This is a genomic window from Staphylococcus sp. FSL W8-0774, from assembly GCF_038006785.1.
Lineage (GTDB): Bacteria > Bacillota > Bacilli > Staphylococcales > Staphylococcaceae > Staphylococcus > Staphylococcus pasteuri.
Genome location: NZ_JBBOVW010000001.1, coordinates 2,288,778 through 2,305,152 on the forward strand (window position 1 = coordinate 2,288,778; position 16,375 = coordinate 2,305,152).

Here is a 16,375-nt window from a genome sequence, read left to right on the forward strand (position 1 = left end):
AGACTTAATTTATGAAATTAACGTTTTGAACCTTTACCGCCGCGTCTAGATTCAGTTTGACGTTTTATAGAAGTTAATTTATCTTCACTATCTTTTAAGAAGTTACTCAATTTCTTTTCAAAGTCTTCACCTTTTGGCGCTGGTTTACTTTGATTTGATTTATTATTATGATGTGGTTTACGTTGTGGGCGATCTTTAGCCTTTTTAATTGAAAGACTAATTTTGCCATCATCTGCAATTGAAAGTACTTTTACTTCTACTTCATCACCTAAAGATAAATGATCTTCCACATTTTCAACGTAGTTATCAGCCACTTCACTAATATGGACTAAGCCACTTTTCCCTTCAGGTAACTCAACGAATGCACCGAATTTTTTAATACCAGTGACTTTACCTTTAAGCTTGTTTCCTACTTCGATTGACATATTCTAAATAAATCCTCCCGATTTCATTCGATTTTAACTTTATTATATTCCTGTTGAAGCAATTTCACAATGCTATAATGAGATTTACTTTAATTAATTATCACTATCTGACGACTTAGACTTAGAGGATTTATTATCATTTGGCAACCTAAAAATAACTTCGCCTTTATTACTTAAATAATAATCATCTCGTGCCACTTTTTCTACGTAATCTTTATCATTTAAATTGTTTAGTTTCTCTTTTAAAGCAATCTCTTCATCTTGCTTTTTTTGATATTGTTCTTCTTTATGTTTTCGTTCTACAGCGTCTTTATCATTGCTGTGCTTTTGGACGACAAGCATAATGCATAATAAGATGATTATTGCTAACATGATTCCGCCAAATAAAGTGATTCTTCGGCGAACAACACGCATCTTTTTGCGTTGTCTTTGTTTCTTTTGGTTTTCTTTAGATGTATATTGATTACCAATATTTTCAACTTTATTATTCATTGCTTGTCACCTCTCTTTGTTTATTCAGATTCATTAATACGCTCTTCTTTAACTAATTCGTACATACCTTTAGCATTCTCTTTAGAAGCATGCTCATTTAATCCTGTAACATTAACAGTCACAAGTTTCTGTCCGAAGCGAATAACTAATACATCTCCAACTTTAACATCTGTTCCTGCTTTTGCTACATTGCCATTAATTGTAATACGTCCTTGATCACTAATTTCTTTAGCCAATGTACGACGTTTGATTAATCTAGATACTTTTAAAAATTTATCTAATCTCATTAATGATTCTCTCCTTGCTCTAAATATTGTTTAAGAGCCACTTCATCAAAATCTTTATTTTTTGTTTTATCATACAATGACATGAAATGGTCTGCAAATACTTTCTCAAATTTCACACGTGGTTGTTTGCCTTCCTTGGATTTAGCCGTCGCCCAAATTGATTTTAAATCATCAATTGATTCTGCTGATGCATCACTAAATATATGAGGATGTCGACGAATCATTTTAGCATTTAAGCTGGCAATCACTTCTTTAACATCAAAATAGCCTTCTTTTTTACCAATGCTTGTATGCAGTAACACTTGTAACAGTATATCTCCAAGTTCTTCTACCATGTGCCAATCATCTTCATTATCGATAGCTTCAAATAACTCAAACGTTTCTTCTAGTAAATAACGTTTAAGCGTTTGATGTGTTTGAACTTTGTCCCAAGGGCAACCTTTTTCATCATCAACTAATAAATCAATCGTCTGCTCTGCAAAATCAAAGTCATTATAAAGTGCCTCTGATCCTATAACTTGAGGGACAAAAACACTAGTTAAGTTATTAAACGCATCTTCAAAATGATCAAGTTCATATAATGCACATTGCGTCACTTGTGCTTCACCAGTACGTGCACCTGTCACAATTGCTACCTCATGTTCATCTGGATATCTTTCCATTAAAGTTAGCTTAATATCTGCTGCTACCATTTCACTATAAACTTGCGTAATAAGTGTATTTGTACGCACATTTAGTTGCACTTCTTTTAAAGATGTAGCATCAAGTAGTGTGAAACCATCATTAGGATCAACATTCACAGCTTCAAATACGTCATCGATGAAACTTTTACCACCTAGTACTTTTACATCTATATCGTTATTTTGTGCATGATACTCCATTAATTTCATAGTAGTCGTTTCTGCCACACGTGGATGCCCTGGAACTGCATAAACAATGTCTGATTGTTGTGCTTTATCAATCAATTGTTTAACAATTTCGTCATACACTTTTTCAAATTGGTCATTATTTTCATAAATATCATCGAAACCTTCAAATTCTATTTCATTTTTAAGGTCCTCAATAACTGGATGTTCAAGTGTACGTGCATATATCTTAGGTTGTTTTTGTATAAATCGATATATACCTAATGGCAAATCTTCTATACCATAGTTTCCTAAACCAATAATAGTAATAGTTTGTGTCATTAACGTCTTCCTCTCTTAAAATGATATAGCTTATCTCCTAAAGGTAAAAATTTAAGTTCTCTATAACTTAGTACATTAAAAATACCGACATATATCATAAACACACCTACGCCAATCAATGCACTAATCATTAAAGATATTAATCCAATTACACGACCATTAGATGGTAATACAAACATTATTATTTGGACTACAACTGACATTATAAACAGCCCGACCACTAATTTAATAATAAATTTACCCATTTGACTAAAATGATAGGATTTTAAGACTGCCCAATGTAATATAGCGCAAAAAATAATTAATGATAATACTGTACTTATACTTGCACCTAATATTTGTAATTGATGAATAAAAATAACATTCAATATAATCTTCATTAATAATCCGCTTATAAACCCAATTAAAATAGGCTTCGTATTATTAATTACTTGTAGTAAAGCTATATCCATCATGATTAATGATACACCAATTACTGTTAGCATATAAACACATAACGTGCTTGTTTGACTATCCGTCTTAAAAAACACTTGATTCATTAGCGGTAAAACATTAATTAGACCTACACCTGCTGCCGAACTAATTAAGACAGTTATTTTTAATGAGGCGTTAGCATATCGGTTCATTTGTATAGATTGCTTCTTTTGAATTGCATCAGTTAATAATGGAATTAAGACAAAACTAAATGTCGTTGTAACAATTAATCCCATTTGTATAAATGAAGCACCTCTATCATATACACCTTTTTGTTTAATCGCTTCTATAAACGTTAATCCTGTTGTTTTAAGCGTATGAATAACAGTAAAACTGTCTGCTACTTGCCATAAAATAACAATCAACTGACTTAATGCAAAAATAAGTATAGCAATGAGTAAGTTTTTCCAGCGGATTTTTTCTTTATCATTATTCAAATTTAATTTAAACGGTCGTTTAGCTAATAAATACAATGTCGAACCTAAAAATCCTATAGATGACGCAATAATTGCTAATGTTCCAGCTTGATATATAGACCAATGTTGTTTCACAAATAACAATATAGCTATCATGATTAAACATACTCGAATTAATTGTTCTATAACCTGGGAAATGGCGGGTATATTCATTTCTTGTTTTGATTGAAAATATCCTCTTAGGACACCTAATACACCTACAAAAATAAAACTAAAGCTTGCCATTCTAATCATCGGTGTTAAATGTACATCACCCATTAATTTAGAAATCATGTTTGCACTACTAAAAATCACAATACAAATTACAAAACCTACACTTTGTATTACTAATAATACTTTTGAAAAGTATTGTTCATGTTGGTCTTTTCTTAAATTTTGTGTCACAGCACTTGGAATGGCATTCATAGACAAAATCATACCTAGCGCTACAATGGGGTATATTTGTTGATATGCATATAAACCTTCATCACCAAGTATATTTTGATAAGGTATTCTATAAATCGCACTTAAAATTTTAATAACAATTAATGCAATCGTTAGTATCACTACACCATTAAATGCGGGTTTATGCTTCATCTTGAATACTCATACTTTCTTCAATGCATTTAACTAAGAATTTTAAGTTATCTAACCATTGCTTAGACTTAGTAAGTGTCACTTTCATAGTGCCATTCTCAACGCCAACTTTCATTGATCTACCAAGTGGTTGAGTATTTTTAAATAATGCTTCGCCATCTATATCAGTAGTAGATTTCTCTGATAATAAAATTTGAATTTGTTTACCTAAATCTTTAATTTTTGTAATACCTGCATGTAAAGCATGCGTTTTGATTTCTACAATATCTAATAAACGTTCAACTTCGACTGGATATTCATTAAAACGATCGATTAATTCATCTTTGATATCCATAAGTTGTTCTTCTGATTCCACTTTTCGTAGTTTCTTATAAATTTCAATTTTAGCTTGTTCATTTTGAATGTATTCTGCTGGTAAATAGGCGTCTAAGTTGAGTTCAACTTCGACTTCAGGTGTATCTGGTGTTTCTTCTTTAATACCTCGTTTTTCATTAACTGCTTCTTCAAGCATTTGAGAGTATAAATCAAAGCCGACAGAATCTATAAATCCATGTTGCTGTTTACCAAGTAAATTACCGGCACCACGAATATTTAAATCACGCATAGCAATCTTGAATCCTGAACCTAGTTCAGTAAATTCTTTAATAGCTTGTAATCTTTCTTCAGCTGTTTCAGTTAATACTTTGTTTGTAGGGTGAAGGAAGTAAGCATAACCAATTCTACTTGAACGCCCTACACGTCCACGCAATTGATATAATTGACTTAGACCAAATCGATCCGCTTCTTCAATAATTAATGTATTGGCATTCGGAACATCTACACCTGTTTCGATAATCGTAGTCGTTACCAAAATATCATATTCGTGATTAATAAAACTCAACATCGTTTCTTCTAAATCTCGTTCTGTCATTTGACCGTGTGCAACAGCGATATTAGCATCAGGCATCAACATTTGAAGTTGTTCTCTCTTTTCATATATTGATTGAACTTTGTTATATAAATAAAATACTTGTCCGTCACGAGATAATTCTCTTTCTAACGCTTCTTTAATAAAATTCGTATTTTGTTCTAATACATAGGTCTGTACTGGAAAACGATTTTCAGGTGGTGTTTCAATAACAGATAAGTCACGTACACCAAGCATACTCATATGCAATGTTCTAGGTATTGGAGTAGCTGTCAGTGTTAACACATCCACATTATTTTTCAATGTTTTAATTCTCTCTTTATGACGTACGCCAAAGCGTTGTTCTTCATCGACAATAAGCAATCCTAAATCTTTATAGTGTATATCTTTTCCAAGTAATTTATGAGTACCGACAACAATATCTACGTAACCAGATTTCAGTCCTTCTTTTGTTTCTTTTACCTCTTTTGTAGAACGGAAACGACTAATTAATTGAATTTCTACAGGGAAATCTTGCATACGTTCTATTAATGTTTCATAGTGTTGTTGTGCTAATATAGTAGTTGGTACTAAAAACGCAACTTGTTTACCTTCCATAACTGCTTTAAATGCAGCTCGTACAGCAACTTCTGTCTTACCGTAACCTACATCGCCACATAATAAGCGATCCATTGGACGTTCTCTTTCCATGTCACCTTTAATTTCTTCAATAGATTTACTTTGATCGGGTGTCAGTTCATATGGGAAGTCCAATTCGAAAGTAGATTGTTCTGCAGTGTCTGGGCCAAATTGGTAACCTACAGACATTTCTCTTTGTTTATATAAATCGATTAATTCGTCTGCAATATCCTCAACACTTTGTTGAACTTTTGCTTTAGTTTTTTTCCACTCTGTGCCACCAAGTTTGTTTAAACGTGGCGATTTATCTTCAGAAGCAACATATTTTTGTACTTGATCCATTTGATCTACAGGAACGAATAATTGATCGGTGCCCTTGTACTGTAACTTAATATAGTCTCTATGTTGTTCTCCAACTTCTAGCGTTTCTACACCTAAATATCGTCCTACACCGTGGTGGACATGGACGACATAGTCTCCTACATTTAAATCCTGATAGGACTTAATTTTTTCAGCATTAGACATTGTTTTCGTACGTTTACGTTGTTTTTTCTGTTTTGTTTTAAATAGTTCTCTTTCAGTTATCACAACTAATTGCATATAAGGTAATTCAAAACCTTCTGATAAGCTACCTTCTAAGACAACAGCTTGACCACTTGTCGAAGCTTGATCAATATTTGTCACTACAGGAATATGCATTTCGTTCAACATAGATTGTATGCGTTCTACTTTTGTTTCTGTCTCAACAAGAACGATAACAGCATATTCATTTTGAATAAATCTTTGGAATTCAGAACGCATAATATCATATTGACCATAAAACTGTTGAACTGGCTTACATGAAAACTTAATAATATGTTCTAATTCAACAGGCATAGATGACGTAAATAAAGTAAAGTAAGCAACCGGATTATCTTGTAGAAGATTTTCAAAGCCATCATACTGCATAAAACTTTGACCAATAAAACCATTACCACTTTCGATTAAGTTGCTTATAAAATCATCAACTTCAGTAGTCAAAGTTTCTTCTGTTTCTTTAATACGATTATATTCGTCAACTGCAATGACTACATCCTTAGAAAAATAATCAATAATAGTAGATGGTTGTTCATACATAAATGCCACTAATCTTCTTAACAATTGATGGTCAAAAAATGTAGATTCAAAGAGTTTGAAACTTTCATATGTTTCTTTCAAATCATTTCGTACAGATTTTTCTATTTTAGGTCTTGTTTCTTCATACGCTTCTTTTAAATGAGTTTGTAAATGATTGATGACCTCATCTGTAATAATATAATCACTCGCTGTCGTGATTTCTATACTTTCTAAATTATCATTAGATCTCTGAGTTTCAACATCAAAATCTCTAATAGAATCAATTTCTGTATCAAATAGTTCTATTCGGACAGGGGATCCAATTAGAGGATAAATATCAATGATTCCTCCTCTAAGAGAAAATTCCCCAATATGCGAAACCACACTTTCTCTGCGATATCCCATATTGACTAATTTATTTAAGAAATCATCAACTTCAATATCATCTCCAACATTCAATGTCATTTGATGATTGCGCCACATTTCTACCGGCGTTAACCATTTTTTCAATCCATTTAATGGGACGATAAATAACCCTTTCTTTCCATGAGCCAGTGCTGTTAGGGTTCTAACACGTTCACTCATGAGCTGAGGGCTTTGCGTAGAAAATTCTTCCGTCATGATATCTTGGACTGGATATTTATAAATTTCTTCATCACTGACGTATTGTAAAATATCTGCTTCGATTTTATCTGCTTGGTATAAGTTATTAGTCACTAATAACATTTGTTTATGGTCTGATAAATATTTTTCAGCAATCAATGTAGCTTTAGCTGAAGGGGATAGGCCAGTAACCAAAATATTATCTTGGCCAAACACTTGGTCTAATTCCTGAAAACGCTTATCTTCTTTTATATAGTTAGAAATGACTTGTCTCAATTGATTTCACCATTATATTCATTCATGACATTATCAAATCTAGATGTTTCTATAAATGCTTCCACTGCATTTGCTGAATGTTCAATGACTTTCTCCATTGTCATCATTTCTTCTTTTGAAAAGCGTTGTAATACATAATCAGGAACAGACATACCATTCGTAGGTCGACCAACACCTATACGAATTCTTTTAAATTGATCAGTACCTAGCATTTTAATAATAGACTTCATACCATTGTGACCACCAGCGCTGCCTTTTTGACGCAAACGCACGTGTCCTTGATCTAAATCTAAGTCATCATATAATACAATAAGATCTTCTACATCTATATTATAATAATCCATTAACGGGGCTACTGCCTCACCGGATAAATTCATCATTGTCATTGGTTCAATAAGTAAAACTTTGTCACCATTCATTCTTTCAATAGTGTATGCACCTTTAAATTTTTGCTTATCTAATTTAAATCCATGACGCTCTAATATATAGTCAATGACTTCGAAGCCAATATTGTGTCTTGTAAGTTCAAATCGTTTACCAATATTTCCAAGACCTACAATACATTTCATATGTCGTTACCTCCAAAATTAATGTTTATCATTTAGTGACTATTCTTCAAATGATATATTGTCTCCGATTAAAATAACCAATCGTAAGTTAATCTTTATATCATTTATCAATACCACAATTTTATAATCATTCCCTATAATAACACAAAAAGCACTATGCTTATTAGTATAAGCATAGTGCTCGTCAATAAAGTTAAGAATCTTTATAAGATATTATAATTGATAATAATCTTATTCTTCTTCTTTATTTTCTTCTTCTTCGTTGTCGTCATTTTCTTCGCCAACGCGTTCTGGTTCTTCAGTAGCTGCTTCGCCTTCCATAGCTTCTACTTCTTCTTCAGTAGGTTCATCTGTTGGAGGAACTACTGTTACGATAGATTCTTCAGGATCGTTTTCGATAGTGAAGTCACCAGAAACTTTAATGTCAGCTACAGAATAGCTATCGTTGATATTTAATTCAGTGATATCAACTTCGATTGATTCTGGGATATTATCTGGAGTAGCAGTTACTTGTAAGTCGAATAATGGTTGTTCAACTACGCCGCCTTCTTTAGCGCCTACTGCTTCACCAACTAATTGAACTGGTACTTCTACAGTACGTTCTTCAGTCATGTTAATAGCTAAGAAGTCGATATGAGTGATTTGGTTTTTCAATGGATCGTATTGGTAATCTGATACCATTACTTTGATTGATTTAGAACCAACACCTAATTCGATAACACCGTTACGTCCTACTTCACGGATAACTTTGATAAATTCAACTTCATCAACTTTAACTGAAGTATTTTTTGTTCCGTAACCATATACAACTGCAGGTACTTTACCAGCATTTCTAAGTTGTTTAAGGTCAGAACGAGTTTGTTTACCTTGACGGATGATTGACTTTAATGAAGTCATTCTATTTCCACCTTTCATCTTTCGCTCTTTTAATGAGCTCCTCACTTACCCATCAACATCAATCGTTGCTTGTAAGTGTTTATTTATTCGTATAATCACGAACGAATGTATTATACACGCTTAAAACATTTTCGTCAAACGCATTTAACAATTTTAGTCGAATAATACACTAACTGATTCTCTTTCATATACACGAATAATAGCTTTACTAATTAAACCTGCAACTGAAAGTTCTTTCGTATTTGTTGGTTTACGACTTTCTTCTAATTGAATTGAGTTCGTAACGATTAATTCTTTAATTGCTGAATTTTCGATACGTTCTTTAGCTGGACCTGATAATACAGGGTGTGTACAACATGCATATACTTCTTTAGCACCTTTATCTTTAAGTGATTGAGCTGCTAAAGTAATTGTACCTGCTGTATCAATAATATCATCAATAATGATGGCTGTTCTTCCTTCAATATCGCCCACAATGTTCATTACTTCAGCCACATTTGGTTTTGGACGACGTTTATCAATAATAGCAATTGGAGTTTTTAAAATGTCTGCCAATTTACGTGCTCTCGTTACACCACCATGATCAGGTGAAACAACAACACATTCTTCTGGATTAATAGCAGGATCATTTTGGAAATGTTGCGCTAAAATAGGTACACCCATTAAATGATCAATTGGAATATCAAAGAAACCTTGGATTTGTGGCGCATGTAAATCTAATGCGATCATGCGATTTGCTCCTGCAGTTTCGATTAAGTTTGCTACTAATTTAGCAGTAATAGGTTCACGACTACGTGCTTTTCTATCTTGACGAGCATAACCGTAATAAGGCACTACGATGTTAATATTTGCCGCCGATGCACGTTTACAAGCATCAATCATAATAAGTAATTCCATTAGATGTAGATTAACTGGGTATGAAGTAGGTTGGATGATAAAAACATCACAACCACGGATACTTTCTTCTATATTGATTTGAATTTCTCCATCACTGAAACGTTTTACAGAACATTTTCCTAATTCAATACCTACATGGTCTGCTACTTCCTGTGCTAAAGGTTCATTACCTTTAAGTGAAAAAATCTTTAGCGATGAATTCTTATATTCATTATTTAACATTTATAGTCCTCCAATTATTTACTTACACATCTACTATTATATAGAAAAATAAACTTGATTACTATGACAAAAGTCTAAATCCTATGTTTACATATTCATTTCAATTATTTCTTATCGTTGTTTAAATAGCCCTCTTTATTTACTTGTCTTGCTCTCGCTAATGCTAAACTTTCATTTGGAATATCATCAGTTATCGTTGAACCAGCAGCTATTAACGAATGATCACCTACTGTTACTGGAGCAACTAAATTGGTGTTACAACCGATAAAGGCATCTTTTCCAATAATCGTTTTAAATTTATTCACGCCATCGTAATTAACGGTAATAGAACCACAACCGATATTCGTACGTTCGCCTATTTCGGCATCGCCAATATAACTTAGATGTGACACTTTAGAACCATCTTTAAGTTCAGCTTTTTTCACTTCTACAAAGTTACCTACTTTAACTTCTGCACCTAATTGAGAACCTGGTCTTAATTGTGCAAATGGGCCTACATTCGTATATTTGCCTACTTGAGACTCATTGATGACTGATTGTTTAATATTTGCATAAGAATCAATGACACTGTCATTAATTTCTGAATATTGACCAATCTTAACTTCTTCACCAATTACAGTTTTACCATTAATTCTGACACCGGGTTCAATTATTGTATCCATACCTATTTTTACATCAGGTCCAATAAACGTACTTGCTGGATCAATAATTGTAACCCCATTTCTCATATGAAATAGATTTAAGCGCTTTTGTAATGCTTTCTCAGCTTGACTTAGCATGACTCTATCATTTACGCCAATAATTTCTTCAAAGTCATCTGTATGATATGTACTTGCTTTACCATTATCTTTAAGAATTAAAGAAATGACATCAGGTAGATAATATTCTTGTTGCACATTATCATTCTTAACTTGATCTAATTTTTCAAATAAGGTTTTATTATCAAATGCAAAGATACCTGAACTAATTTCAGTAATTGCTTTTTCTTCGTTGTTAGCGTCTTTTTCCTCTACTATTCTCAATAATTGTCCTTCTTTATCTTTAATTACTCTTCCATAACCTTTTGGGTCATTAGCTGTAGCTGTTAAAACAGTAGCTTTGGATTGGGATGATTCATGTTGTTCGATTAAAGATTTTAGTGTTTCAGCTGTGATAAGTGGTGTATCTCCACACACAACCAATGTTGTACCCTCGTTATTTCTTAAATGTTCTTCTGACATTTTCACTGCATGTGCTGTACCAAGTTGTTGATCTTGATAGCTATACAATGATTGCTTACCTAATGTTTCTTTCACACTTTCAGCACCGTGTCCAACGATTGTTATAAGCTGGTTCACGCCTGATTGTTGAACATTATTAACTACATGTTCAATCATTGATTTGCCAGCAATTTCATGTAGCACTTTATATTTTTTTGATTTCATTCTTGTGCCCTTGCCTGCTGCCAATATTATCGCATGTCTTTGCATGAATGCTAACCCTCCATAAAATATACACTTCTCTACTATTATAATTTAACCGCTATCACTCTTTCAACATATAACCTATTTAGATGAAATACTTATTATGTGCTATTCACTTACAAAACCATGAATAATTTACTTAATGTTAGTTGTTATGGTGTTGATTTTAATGCTTAAATTTTTAAGTAAGTTCAAATGATTAAAACATTTAATGAAGAGGGACAAAATATACTTGAAAGTAAATGTTATATTTTAAAAGTAGTCCTAAAAACAAAAACAGAGTCAACATAGTATAATATGTTGACTCTGTAAAATATGTTTATATTTAAGCTTCGTCAGATTCATCTGATGTTGCATTTTTATCAGGAATGACTTCATCAGTTTCATCATATACTTTCATCACTGCATCTTGAATTTCTTGTCTCATTTCTGAGTTAATTGGATGCGCGATGTCGCGGAATTCACCATCTGGTGTACGTTTACTTGGCATTGCGACAAAAAGACCTGAGTTTCCTTCAATCACACGTAAGTCATGGATTACAAACGCCTCGTCTAATGTGATAGAAACAAGCGCCTTCATTCTACCATCTGTATCTATTTTTCTAAGTCTAACATCTGTCACTTTCATGTAGTGAGCCCCCCTAGTATATCTTTGTTTTATTAGAAGCTTGACAATTGCTCAAAAGAAAATTATATCCTTTATTTAACTTTACTAATTAATTCTATTTCTACTTTAACATCTTTAGGTAGTCTAGCTACTTCTACACAGCTACGTGCTGGTTGATGTTTATCGAAATAACTTCCATATACCTCATTTATATATTGGAAATTATTCATATCAGAAATAAAAATAGTTGTTTTAACAACATTATCTAAATCTGAACCTGCTTCTTTAAGTACCACAGATAAATTTTCTAAAACTTGTTTAGTTTGTTCTTTTACATCATCACTGACAATTTCTCCCTCTAAATTAAGTGGGATTTGACCTGATGTATAAACAAGTCCATTTACTACTGTAGCATGTGAATAAGGTCCTAATGCTTCTGGTGCTTTATTTGTGTTAATTATTTCCATGATGTAATTCGCTCCTTTAAGAAAATTTAGACAAGCTATTGCCTGGTTCTACTTTAAATTCCTGATTATATTCGTCAACATCTGATAGTCTTACCAAGGAAGTATAATCTTCTATTAACCTTTGTTTTACTTCTTTCGATTCTACGAGTACTGATACCCCTTTTACGTGTGCTTTAAACTCATTCATTAAATTCATAACACCGTTGATTGAGCCACCTGCTCTCATAAAATCATCGACGACAAGTACATTAGAATTTTCATCTAATGTACGCTTAGATAATACCATTGTTTCTATTTTTCTAGACGATCCTGAAACATAATTGATAGAAACTGTAGAACCTTCTGTTACTTTATTATCTTTTCTAATAACTACTACAGGTAAATTTAATACGTTTGCTACTGCATTAGCAAGCGATATACCTTTCGTAGCAATCGTGACTACAGCATCTAGTTGTTCGTTCATATAAATACTCGCTATCAATTTACCTACCTTATTTAATAATGTAGGGTTTCCGACTAAGTCTGATAAGAATAAATAACCGCCTGGCAACAATCTATCTTTCTCATCTAGTAATGAAATAACTTCATTTACAACTTCAGTCGCTTCTTCCTTACTCATCATCGGTTTATATGTTACGCCTCCACTTGCTCCTGCTGTAGTCGTAACTGTTCCCAATGCTTCTTTTTGAAATGTACTTTTAATAATTTGTACATCCTCACTAATTGAAGATTTTGCCTGTTCAAACTTATCTACGAAAAATGTTAAAGGAATCAATTTATTCGGGTGGTTCATCAAATATTGTGTCATAAACACAATTCGTTCACTTCTTTTATACCTCATCATTTCAACCCTTCTATCCTAATAATCTAACTAAATATACTTCGTTACAACATCCGTTTACAGCATTATAAATATTTTTGGCTTGGCTTTCTTTTTGTGCTAAACCATAAACTGTTGGTCCACTACCACTCATCAAAGCTCCGTCTGCACCACATTGCAACATATTTTCTTTTATCTTTTTAATTTCTGGGTGCATCTCCATCGAAATAGGTTCTAATCTATTAGATAAACTGGCGCATAACTTGTCATAGTCCGAAAATTTTAACGCTTCTATACAATCTTGAGTATATACTTCATGACTATAATTTAAATCCAACGCTTTAAATACATCTGGTGAAGAAATGCCAATATTCGGCTTTGCTAATACAACCCAGGCAGAAGGTGGTTTGTTTAAAAATGACACCTTTTCACCTCGACCAGTACAATAAGCAGTCTTGTTATATATACAAAATGAAACATCAGTTCCAATTTTGTTACCTAATGTACACAGTTCATCCAAAGATATATTTAAATTATATAAACGATTCATACCTCTCATAGTGGCAGCTGCATCTGCTGAACCACCTGCTAAGCCAGCTGATACCGGAATATCTTTATCAATCGTAATTGTCACGCCTTGTTTCAAATCATATGTTCTTGTCATTAATTCAGCAGCTTTATATGCTAAATTCTTATGATCATCGGTTACAAAATTATGTTCGATTTCAACCACAATTTTGTTATCTTTTCTCTTTTGAAAAGAAAGTCGATCATTTAAATCAACTGTAGTCATAATCATCTCAATCTCGTGATAGCCATCTTCTCTTTTAAAAAGTGTATCGAGCGTAAAATTTATTTTGGCAGGTGCCGTTTCATATATCATTTTTCCGCCCTCTCTTCGTAATCTTAATAAGATGATTTTAACATAAAGGACTAAAAGATTTGATAGTTAATGTTCATTTTTTTCATAAATAATTATATCAATCATTCTTAGAATATATTAAAAATGAATTAAATCAATGATTATCAATAATTCATCTTCACTTATTTAAAATTTAAGAAAGTATTTTAAGATTTAAAACAAAAAAAGAGTATTGAACATCTCGCTCAATACTCACCTTAATATGATATAAAACTTAAAATGATAGTGTAGTCATAACTACAACTATATTATTATGTCTATTTAGTGTGCAATTTCTTCTTGATGATTATCTTCTTCAAATGAAACTTGTACGTTCTCTGTTAATACATCAGTGTATGTATAAGATACTCTTTCGAAGTTATGCTTATCTTGGTCTAGTTCAACAACAAATACTGATGGGTATGTCTCTTTTAACACACCAGAACGTTCGATTGTTTTCTTACGACCACCATTGGCTTTAAGTACAATACGATTTCCTAAATGACAATCAATAGAATTTTTGATGTCCAAAATTGATTTTGGCATATTGCTCCACCTCGCTACAAGTGTTATATTACCATGTTTGTAGCGTTTTTGTCAAATAAAACTAAAATTTTATCAAGGTACGAAAGCTTTGTCAACAATTTAATTTACTAATTCTGGAAAATTATCCATTTCTTTATATAACATAGCAAAATCTTGAATTGACAATGTTTCTCCGCGTCGTCTAGGATCGATACCAGCTTTTTCTAACCAATTTAATATACTTTCTTTATGCTGTTTACCATCTTTAAAGAAATTTTGATAATTATTATTAATCGTTTTACGACGTTGTGCAAATGCGGCCTTTGCTAGCTTGAAGAATGCTTCTTCATCATCAACATCTACTAATGGTGTTTCTCTTTGCATTAACTTAACCACAATAGAGTCTACATTGGGTGGTGGCATAAATACTGTTTTAGGAACTGTAAGTACTTTACTTGTTTCTGTATAGTATTGCGTCACAATAGATAATGAACCGTATGCTTTAGTACCTACTTCAGCATTCAAACGTTCGCCGACTTCTTTTTGCATCATCACAACATATCCATCGATAGGTATGTCTTGTTGCATTAAATTAAGTAATATAGGTGTCGTTATATAATATGGTAAATTAGCAACGACCATAATTTTATCACAATCGTTTAAGTGTTCACTAACCGCCGATGCAATATCCGCTTTCAAAATATCTTCGTTAATAATCGTCACATTATCATATGGCGCTAACGTCTCTTTGAGTACAGGTATAAGTCGATGATCAATTTCAAATGACATGACTTTCTTAGCATGTTTCGCTAATTGTTCTGTCAGAGAACCCATTCCAGGTCCAACCTCTATGATGCCTGTACTTTTATCAATATTACTAGCATCAATAATTTTGTTAATTATATTTACATCGATAAGAAAGTTTTGACCTAAACTTTTCTTAAAATCAAATCCATATTGATTTAATAATGCTCTTGTTCGCGATGGCGTTGCTATATCTTTATGATCCATATCATCATTCACTTCCCTTATCTTCATTTAATGCTTGTCTTACATCATCTTCATTATACCCAAAGGCATTTAATTTTTTTAATAATTGTTTACCATTCGAATGTCCAATATGTAATTTTCGGCCTAAGATTTCACGTCTTCTTCGTGCATCCTTACCTATAATTAGTCCTAATTCTATGAGCACACTTTTATCAATAGATTCTTCAGCTTCTTCAAATGGAGAACTTACGTACATGAGTGCCTCTCTTATATCCTCAACTTGAGCATGTTCAACACCTATTTTGCCTCTTTTATTTTTAGCCTTTTCTCTATCAATATAAGCATGTTTTACTCCAGGGACACGGTCCTTAATTGTGTTTCTAATTTTATCCCCAGGAAAATCTGGATCAGTTAGTATAATCACACCGCGTGTTTCTTGCGCTTGTTTAATAACAGCGATGACCTCTTCATCTACTGCGCTACCATTTGTTTCAATTGTATCGCATTCAACTGCAGATTTTACACGTTGTGTGTCGTCCCTGCCTTCTACTACTATAAATTCATTTATTTTCATATTTTAATTCCTTCTTCAAAAGTAATT

The 16,375-nt window shown here is 32.5% G+C and carries 17 protein-coding genes; all 17 read right to left on the reverse strand.

Going from position 1 to position 16,375, the window contains the following annotated elements:
- Window positions 1-17 precede the first annotated feature (17 nt).
- A complete protein-coding gene (locus tag NSQ15_RS11280; protein ID WP_029056251.1) occupies window positions 18-425 on the reverse strand; it encodes a S1 domain-containing RNA-binding protein in 408 nt (135 codons plus the stop codon).
- A gap of 93 nt (window positions 426-518) precedes the next feature.
- Window positions 519-917: a cell division protein DivIC gene (gene divIC / locus NSQ15_RS11285; protein ID WP_017638133.1), complete on the reverse strand. Its 399-nt coding sequence runs from the start codon at window positions 915-917 to the stop codon at window positions 519-521.
- Window positions 918-937: 20 nt separating this feature from the next.
- The gene (locus tag NSQ15_RS11290) at window positions 938-1,204 is read right to left on the reverse strand and encodes an RNA-binding S4 domain-containing protein (RefSeq protein ID WP_046467536.1); all 267 of its coding nucleotides are present in this window, start codon (window positions 1,202-1,204) and stop codon (window positions 938-940) included.
- Window positions 1,204-2,391 (reverse strand): MazG nucleotide pyrophosphohydrolase domain-containing protein, encoded by a 1,188-nt coding sequence (locus tag NSQ15_RS11295; protein WP_070452010.1) that lies wholly within the window; start codon window positions 2,389-2,391, stop codon window positions 1,204-1,206. Before NSQ15_RS11295 ends, NSQ15_RS11290 begins: the two co-directional genes overlap by 1 nt.
- Window positions 2,391-3,917: a polysaccharide biosynthesis protein gene (locus NSQ15_RS11300; RefSeq protein ID WP_046467535.1), complete on the reverse strand. Its 1,527-nt coding sequence runs from the start codon at window positions 3,915-3,917 to the stop codon at window positions 2,391-2,393. The genes NSQ15_RS11295 and NSQ15_RS11300 overlap by 1 nt, the downstream gene beginning before the upstream one ends.
- Complete coding sequence (gene mfd / locus NSQ15_RS11305) at window positions 3,907-7,416, reverse strand: transcription-repair coupling factor (protein WP_124760393.1); 3,510 nt, start codon at window positions 7,414-7,416, stop codon at window positions 3,907-3,909. Before mfd ends, NSQ15_RS11300 begins: the two co-directional genes overlap by 11 nt.
- Window positions 7,413-7,985: an aminoacyl-tRNA hydrolase gene (gene pth / locus NSQ15_RS11310; protein WP_070452015.1), complete on the reverse strand. Its 573-nt coding sequence runs from the start codon at window positions 7,983-7,985 to the stop codon at window positions 7,413-7,415. The genes mfd and pth overlap by 4 nt, the downstream gene beginning before the upstream one ends.
- A gap of 231 nt (window positions 7,986-8,216) precedes the next feature.
- On the reverse strand, window positions 8,217-8,882 hold the full coding sequence (locus NSQ15_RS11315; RefSeq protein ID WP_017638139.1) for a 50S ribosomal protein L25/general stress protein Ctc: 666 nt from the start codon (window positions 8,880-8,882) through the stop codon (window positions 8,217-8,219).
- 153 nt (window positions 8,883-9,035) lie between these two features.
- On the reverse strand, window positions 9,036-10,001 hold the full coding sequence (locus NSQ15_RS11320; protein ID WP_017638140.1) for a ribose-phosphate diphosphokinase: 966 nt from the start codon (window positions 9,999-10,001) through the stop codon (window positions 9,036-9,038).
- 104 nt (window positions 10,002-10,105) lie between these two features.
- Complete coding sequence (gene glmU / locus NSQ15_RS11325; RefSeq protein WP_340747164.1) at window positions 10,106-11,470, reverse strand: bifunctional UDP-N-acetylglucosamine diphosphorylase/glucosamine-1-phosphate N-acetyltransferase GlmU; 1,365 nt, start codon at window positions 11,468-11,470, stop codon at window positions 10,106-10,108.
- Between the two features lie 319 nt (window positions 11,471-11,789).
- Window positions 11,790-12,092 carry a septation regulator SpoVG gene (gene spoVG, locus NSQ15_RS11330; protein ID WP_029056247.1) on the reverse strand — a complete coding sequence of 101 codons (303 nt, stop codon included), beginning with the start codon at window positions 12,090-12,092 and terminating at the stop codon, window positions 11,790-11,792.
- A 71-nt stretch (window positions 12,093-12,163) separates the two neighbouring features.
- Window positions 12,164-12,538, reverse strand: coding sequence for a RidA family protein (locus NSQ15_RS11335; RefSeq protein WP_017638143.1), 375 nt, complete (start codon window positions 12,536-12,538; stop codon window positions 12,164-12,166).
- A 16-nt stretch (window positions 12,539-12,554) separates the two neighbouring features.
- A complete protein-coding gene (gene purR / locus NSQ15_RS11340; RefSeq protein WP_340747191.1) occupies window positions 12,555-13,379 on the reverse strand; it encodes a pur operon repressor in 825 nt (274 codons plus the stop codon).
- Between the two features lie 13 nt (window positions 13,380-13,392).
- Window positions 13,393-14,241, reverse strand: coding sequence for a 4-(cytidine 5'-diphospho)-2-C-methyl-D-erythritol kinase (gene ispE, locus NSQ15_RS11345; RefSeq protein ID WP_017638145.1), 849 nt, complete (start codon window positions 14,239-14,241; stop codon window positions 13,393-13,395).
- A 300-nt stretch (window positions 14,242-14,541) separates the two neighbouring features.
- On the reverse strand, window positions 14,542-14,805 hold the full coding sequence (gene veg / locus NSQ15_RS11350; protein WP_217194209.1) for a biofilm formation stimulator Veg: 264 nt from the start codon (window positions 14,803-14,805) through the stop codon (window positions 14,542-14,544).
- A 99-nt stretch (window positions 14,806-14,904) separates the two neighbouring features.
- A complete protein-coding gene (gene rsmA, locus NSQ15_RS11355; RefSeq protein WP_017638146.1) occupies window positions 14,905-15,795 on the reverse strand; it encodes a 16S rRNA (adenine(1518)-N(6)/adenine(1519)-N(6))-dimethyltransferase RsmA in 891 nt (296 codons plus the stop codon).
- A gap of 4 nt (window positions 15,796-15,799) precedes the next feature.
- Window positions 15,800-16,348: a ribonuclease M5 gene (gene rnmV / locus NSQ15_RS11360; protein ID WP_017638147.1), complete on the reverse strand. Its 549-nt coding sequence runs from the start codon at window positions 16,346-16,348 to the stop codon at window positions 15,800-15,802.
- Window positions 16,349-16,375 lie beyond the last annotated feature (27 nt).

Bases quoted from the DNA above. Each gene is read 5' to 3' on its own strand.
- NSQ15_RS11280 (WP_029056251.1), bottom strand. From the start codon at position 425: ATGTCAATCGAAGTAGGAAACAAGCTTAAAGGTAAAGTCACTGGTATT.
- divIC (WP_017638133.1), bottom strand. From the start codon at position 917: ATGAATAATAAAGTTGAAAATATTGGTAATCAATATACATCTAAAGAA.
- NSQ15_RS11290 (WP_046467536.1), bottom strand. From the start codon at position 1,204: ATGAGATTAGATAAATTTTTAAAAGTATCTAGATTAATCAAACGTCGT.
- NSQ15_RS11295 (WP_070452010.1), bottom strand. From the start codon at position 2,391: ATGACACAAACTATTACTATTATTGGTTTAGGAAACTATGGTATAGAA.
- NSQ15_RS11300 (WP_046467535.1), bottom strand. From the start codon at position 3,917: ATGAAGCATAAACCCGCATTTAATGGTGTAGTGATACTAACGATTGCA.
- pth (WP_070452015.1), bottom strand. From the start codon at position 7,985: ATGAAATGTATTGTAGGTCTTGGAAATATTGGTAAACGATTTGAACTT.
- NSQ15_RS11315 (WP_017638139.1), bottom strand. From the start codon at position 8,882: ATGACTTCATTAAAGTCAATCATCCGTCAAGGTAAACAAACTCGTTCT.
- NSQ15_RS11320 (WP_017638140.1), bottom strand. From the start codon at position 10,001: ATGTTAAATAATGAATATAAGAATTCATCGCTAAAGATTTTTTCACTT.
- glmU (WP_340747164.1), bottom strand. From the start codon at position 11,470: ATGCAAAGACATGCGATAATATTGGCAGCAGGCAAGGGCACAAGAATG.
- spoVG (WP_029056247.1), bottom strand. From the start codon at position 12,092: ATGAAAGTGACAGATGTTAGACTTAGAAAAATAGATACAGATGGTAGA.
- NSQ15_RS11335 (WP_017638143.1), bottom strand. From the start codon at position 12,538: ATGGAAATAATTAACACAAATAAAGCACCAGAAGCATTAGGACCTTAT.
- purR (WP_340747191.1), bottom strand. From the start codon at position 13,379: ATGAGGTATAAAAGAAGTGAACGAATTGTGTTTATGACACAATATTTG.
- ispE (WP_017638145.1), bottom strand. From the start codon at position 14,241: ATGATATATGAAACGGCACCTGCCAAAATAAATTTTACGCTCGATACA.
- veg (WP_217194209.1), bottom strand. From the start codon at position 14,805: ATGCCAAAATCAATTTTGGACATCAAAAATTCTATTGATTGTCATTTA.
- rsmA (WP_017638146.1), bottom strand. From the start codon at position 15,795: ATGGATCATAAAGATATAGCAACGCCATCGCGAACAAGAGCATTATTA.
- rnmV (WP_017638147.1), bottom strand. From the start codon at position 16,348: ATGAAAATAAATGAATTTATAGTAGTAGAAGGCAGGGACGACACACAA.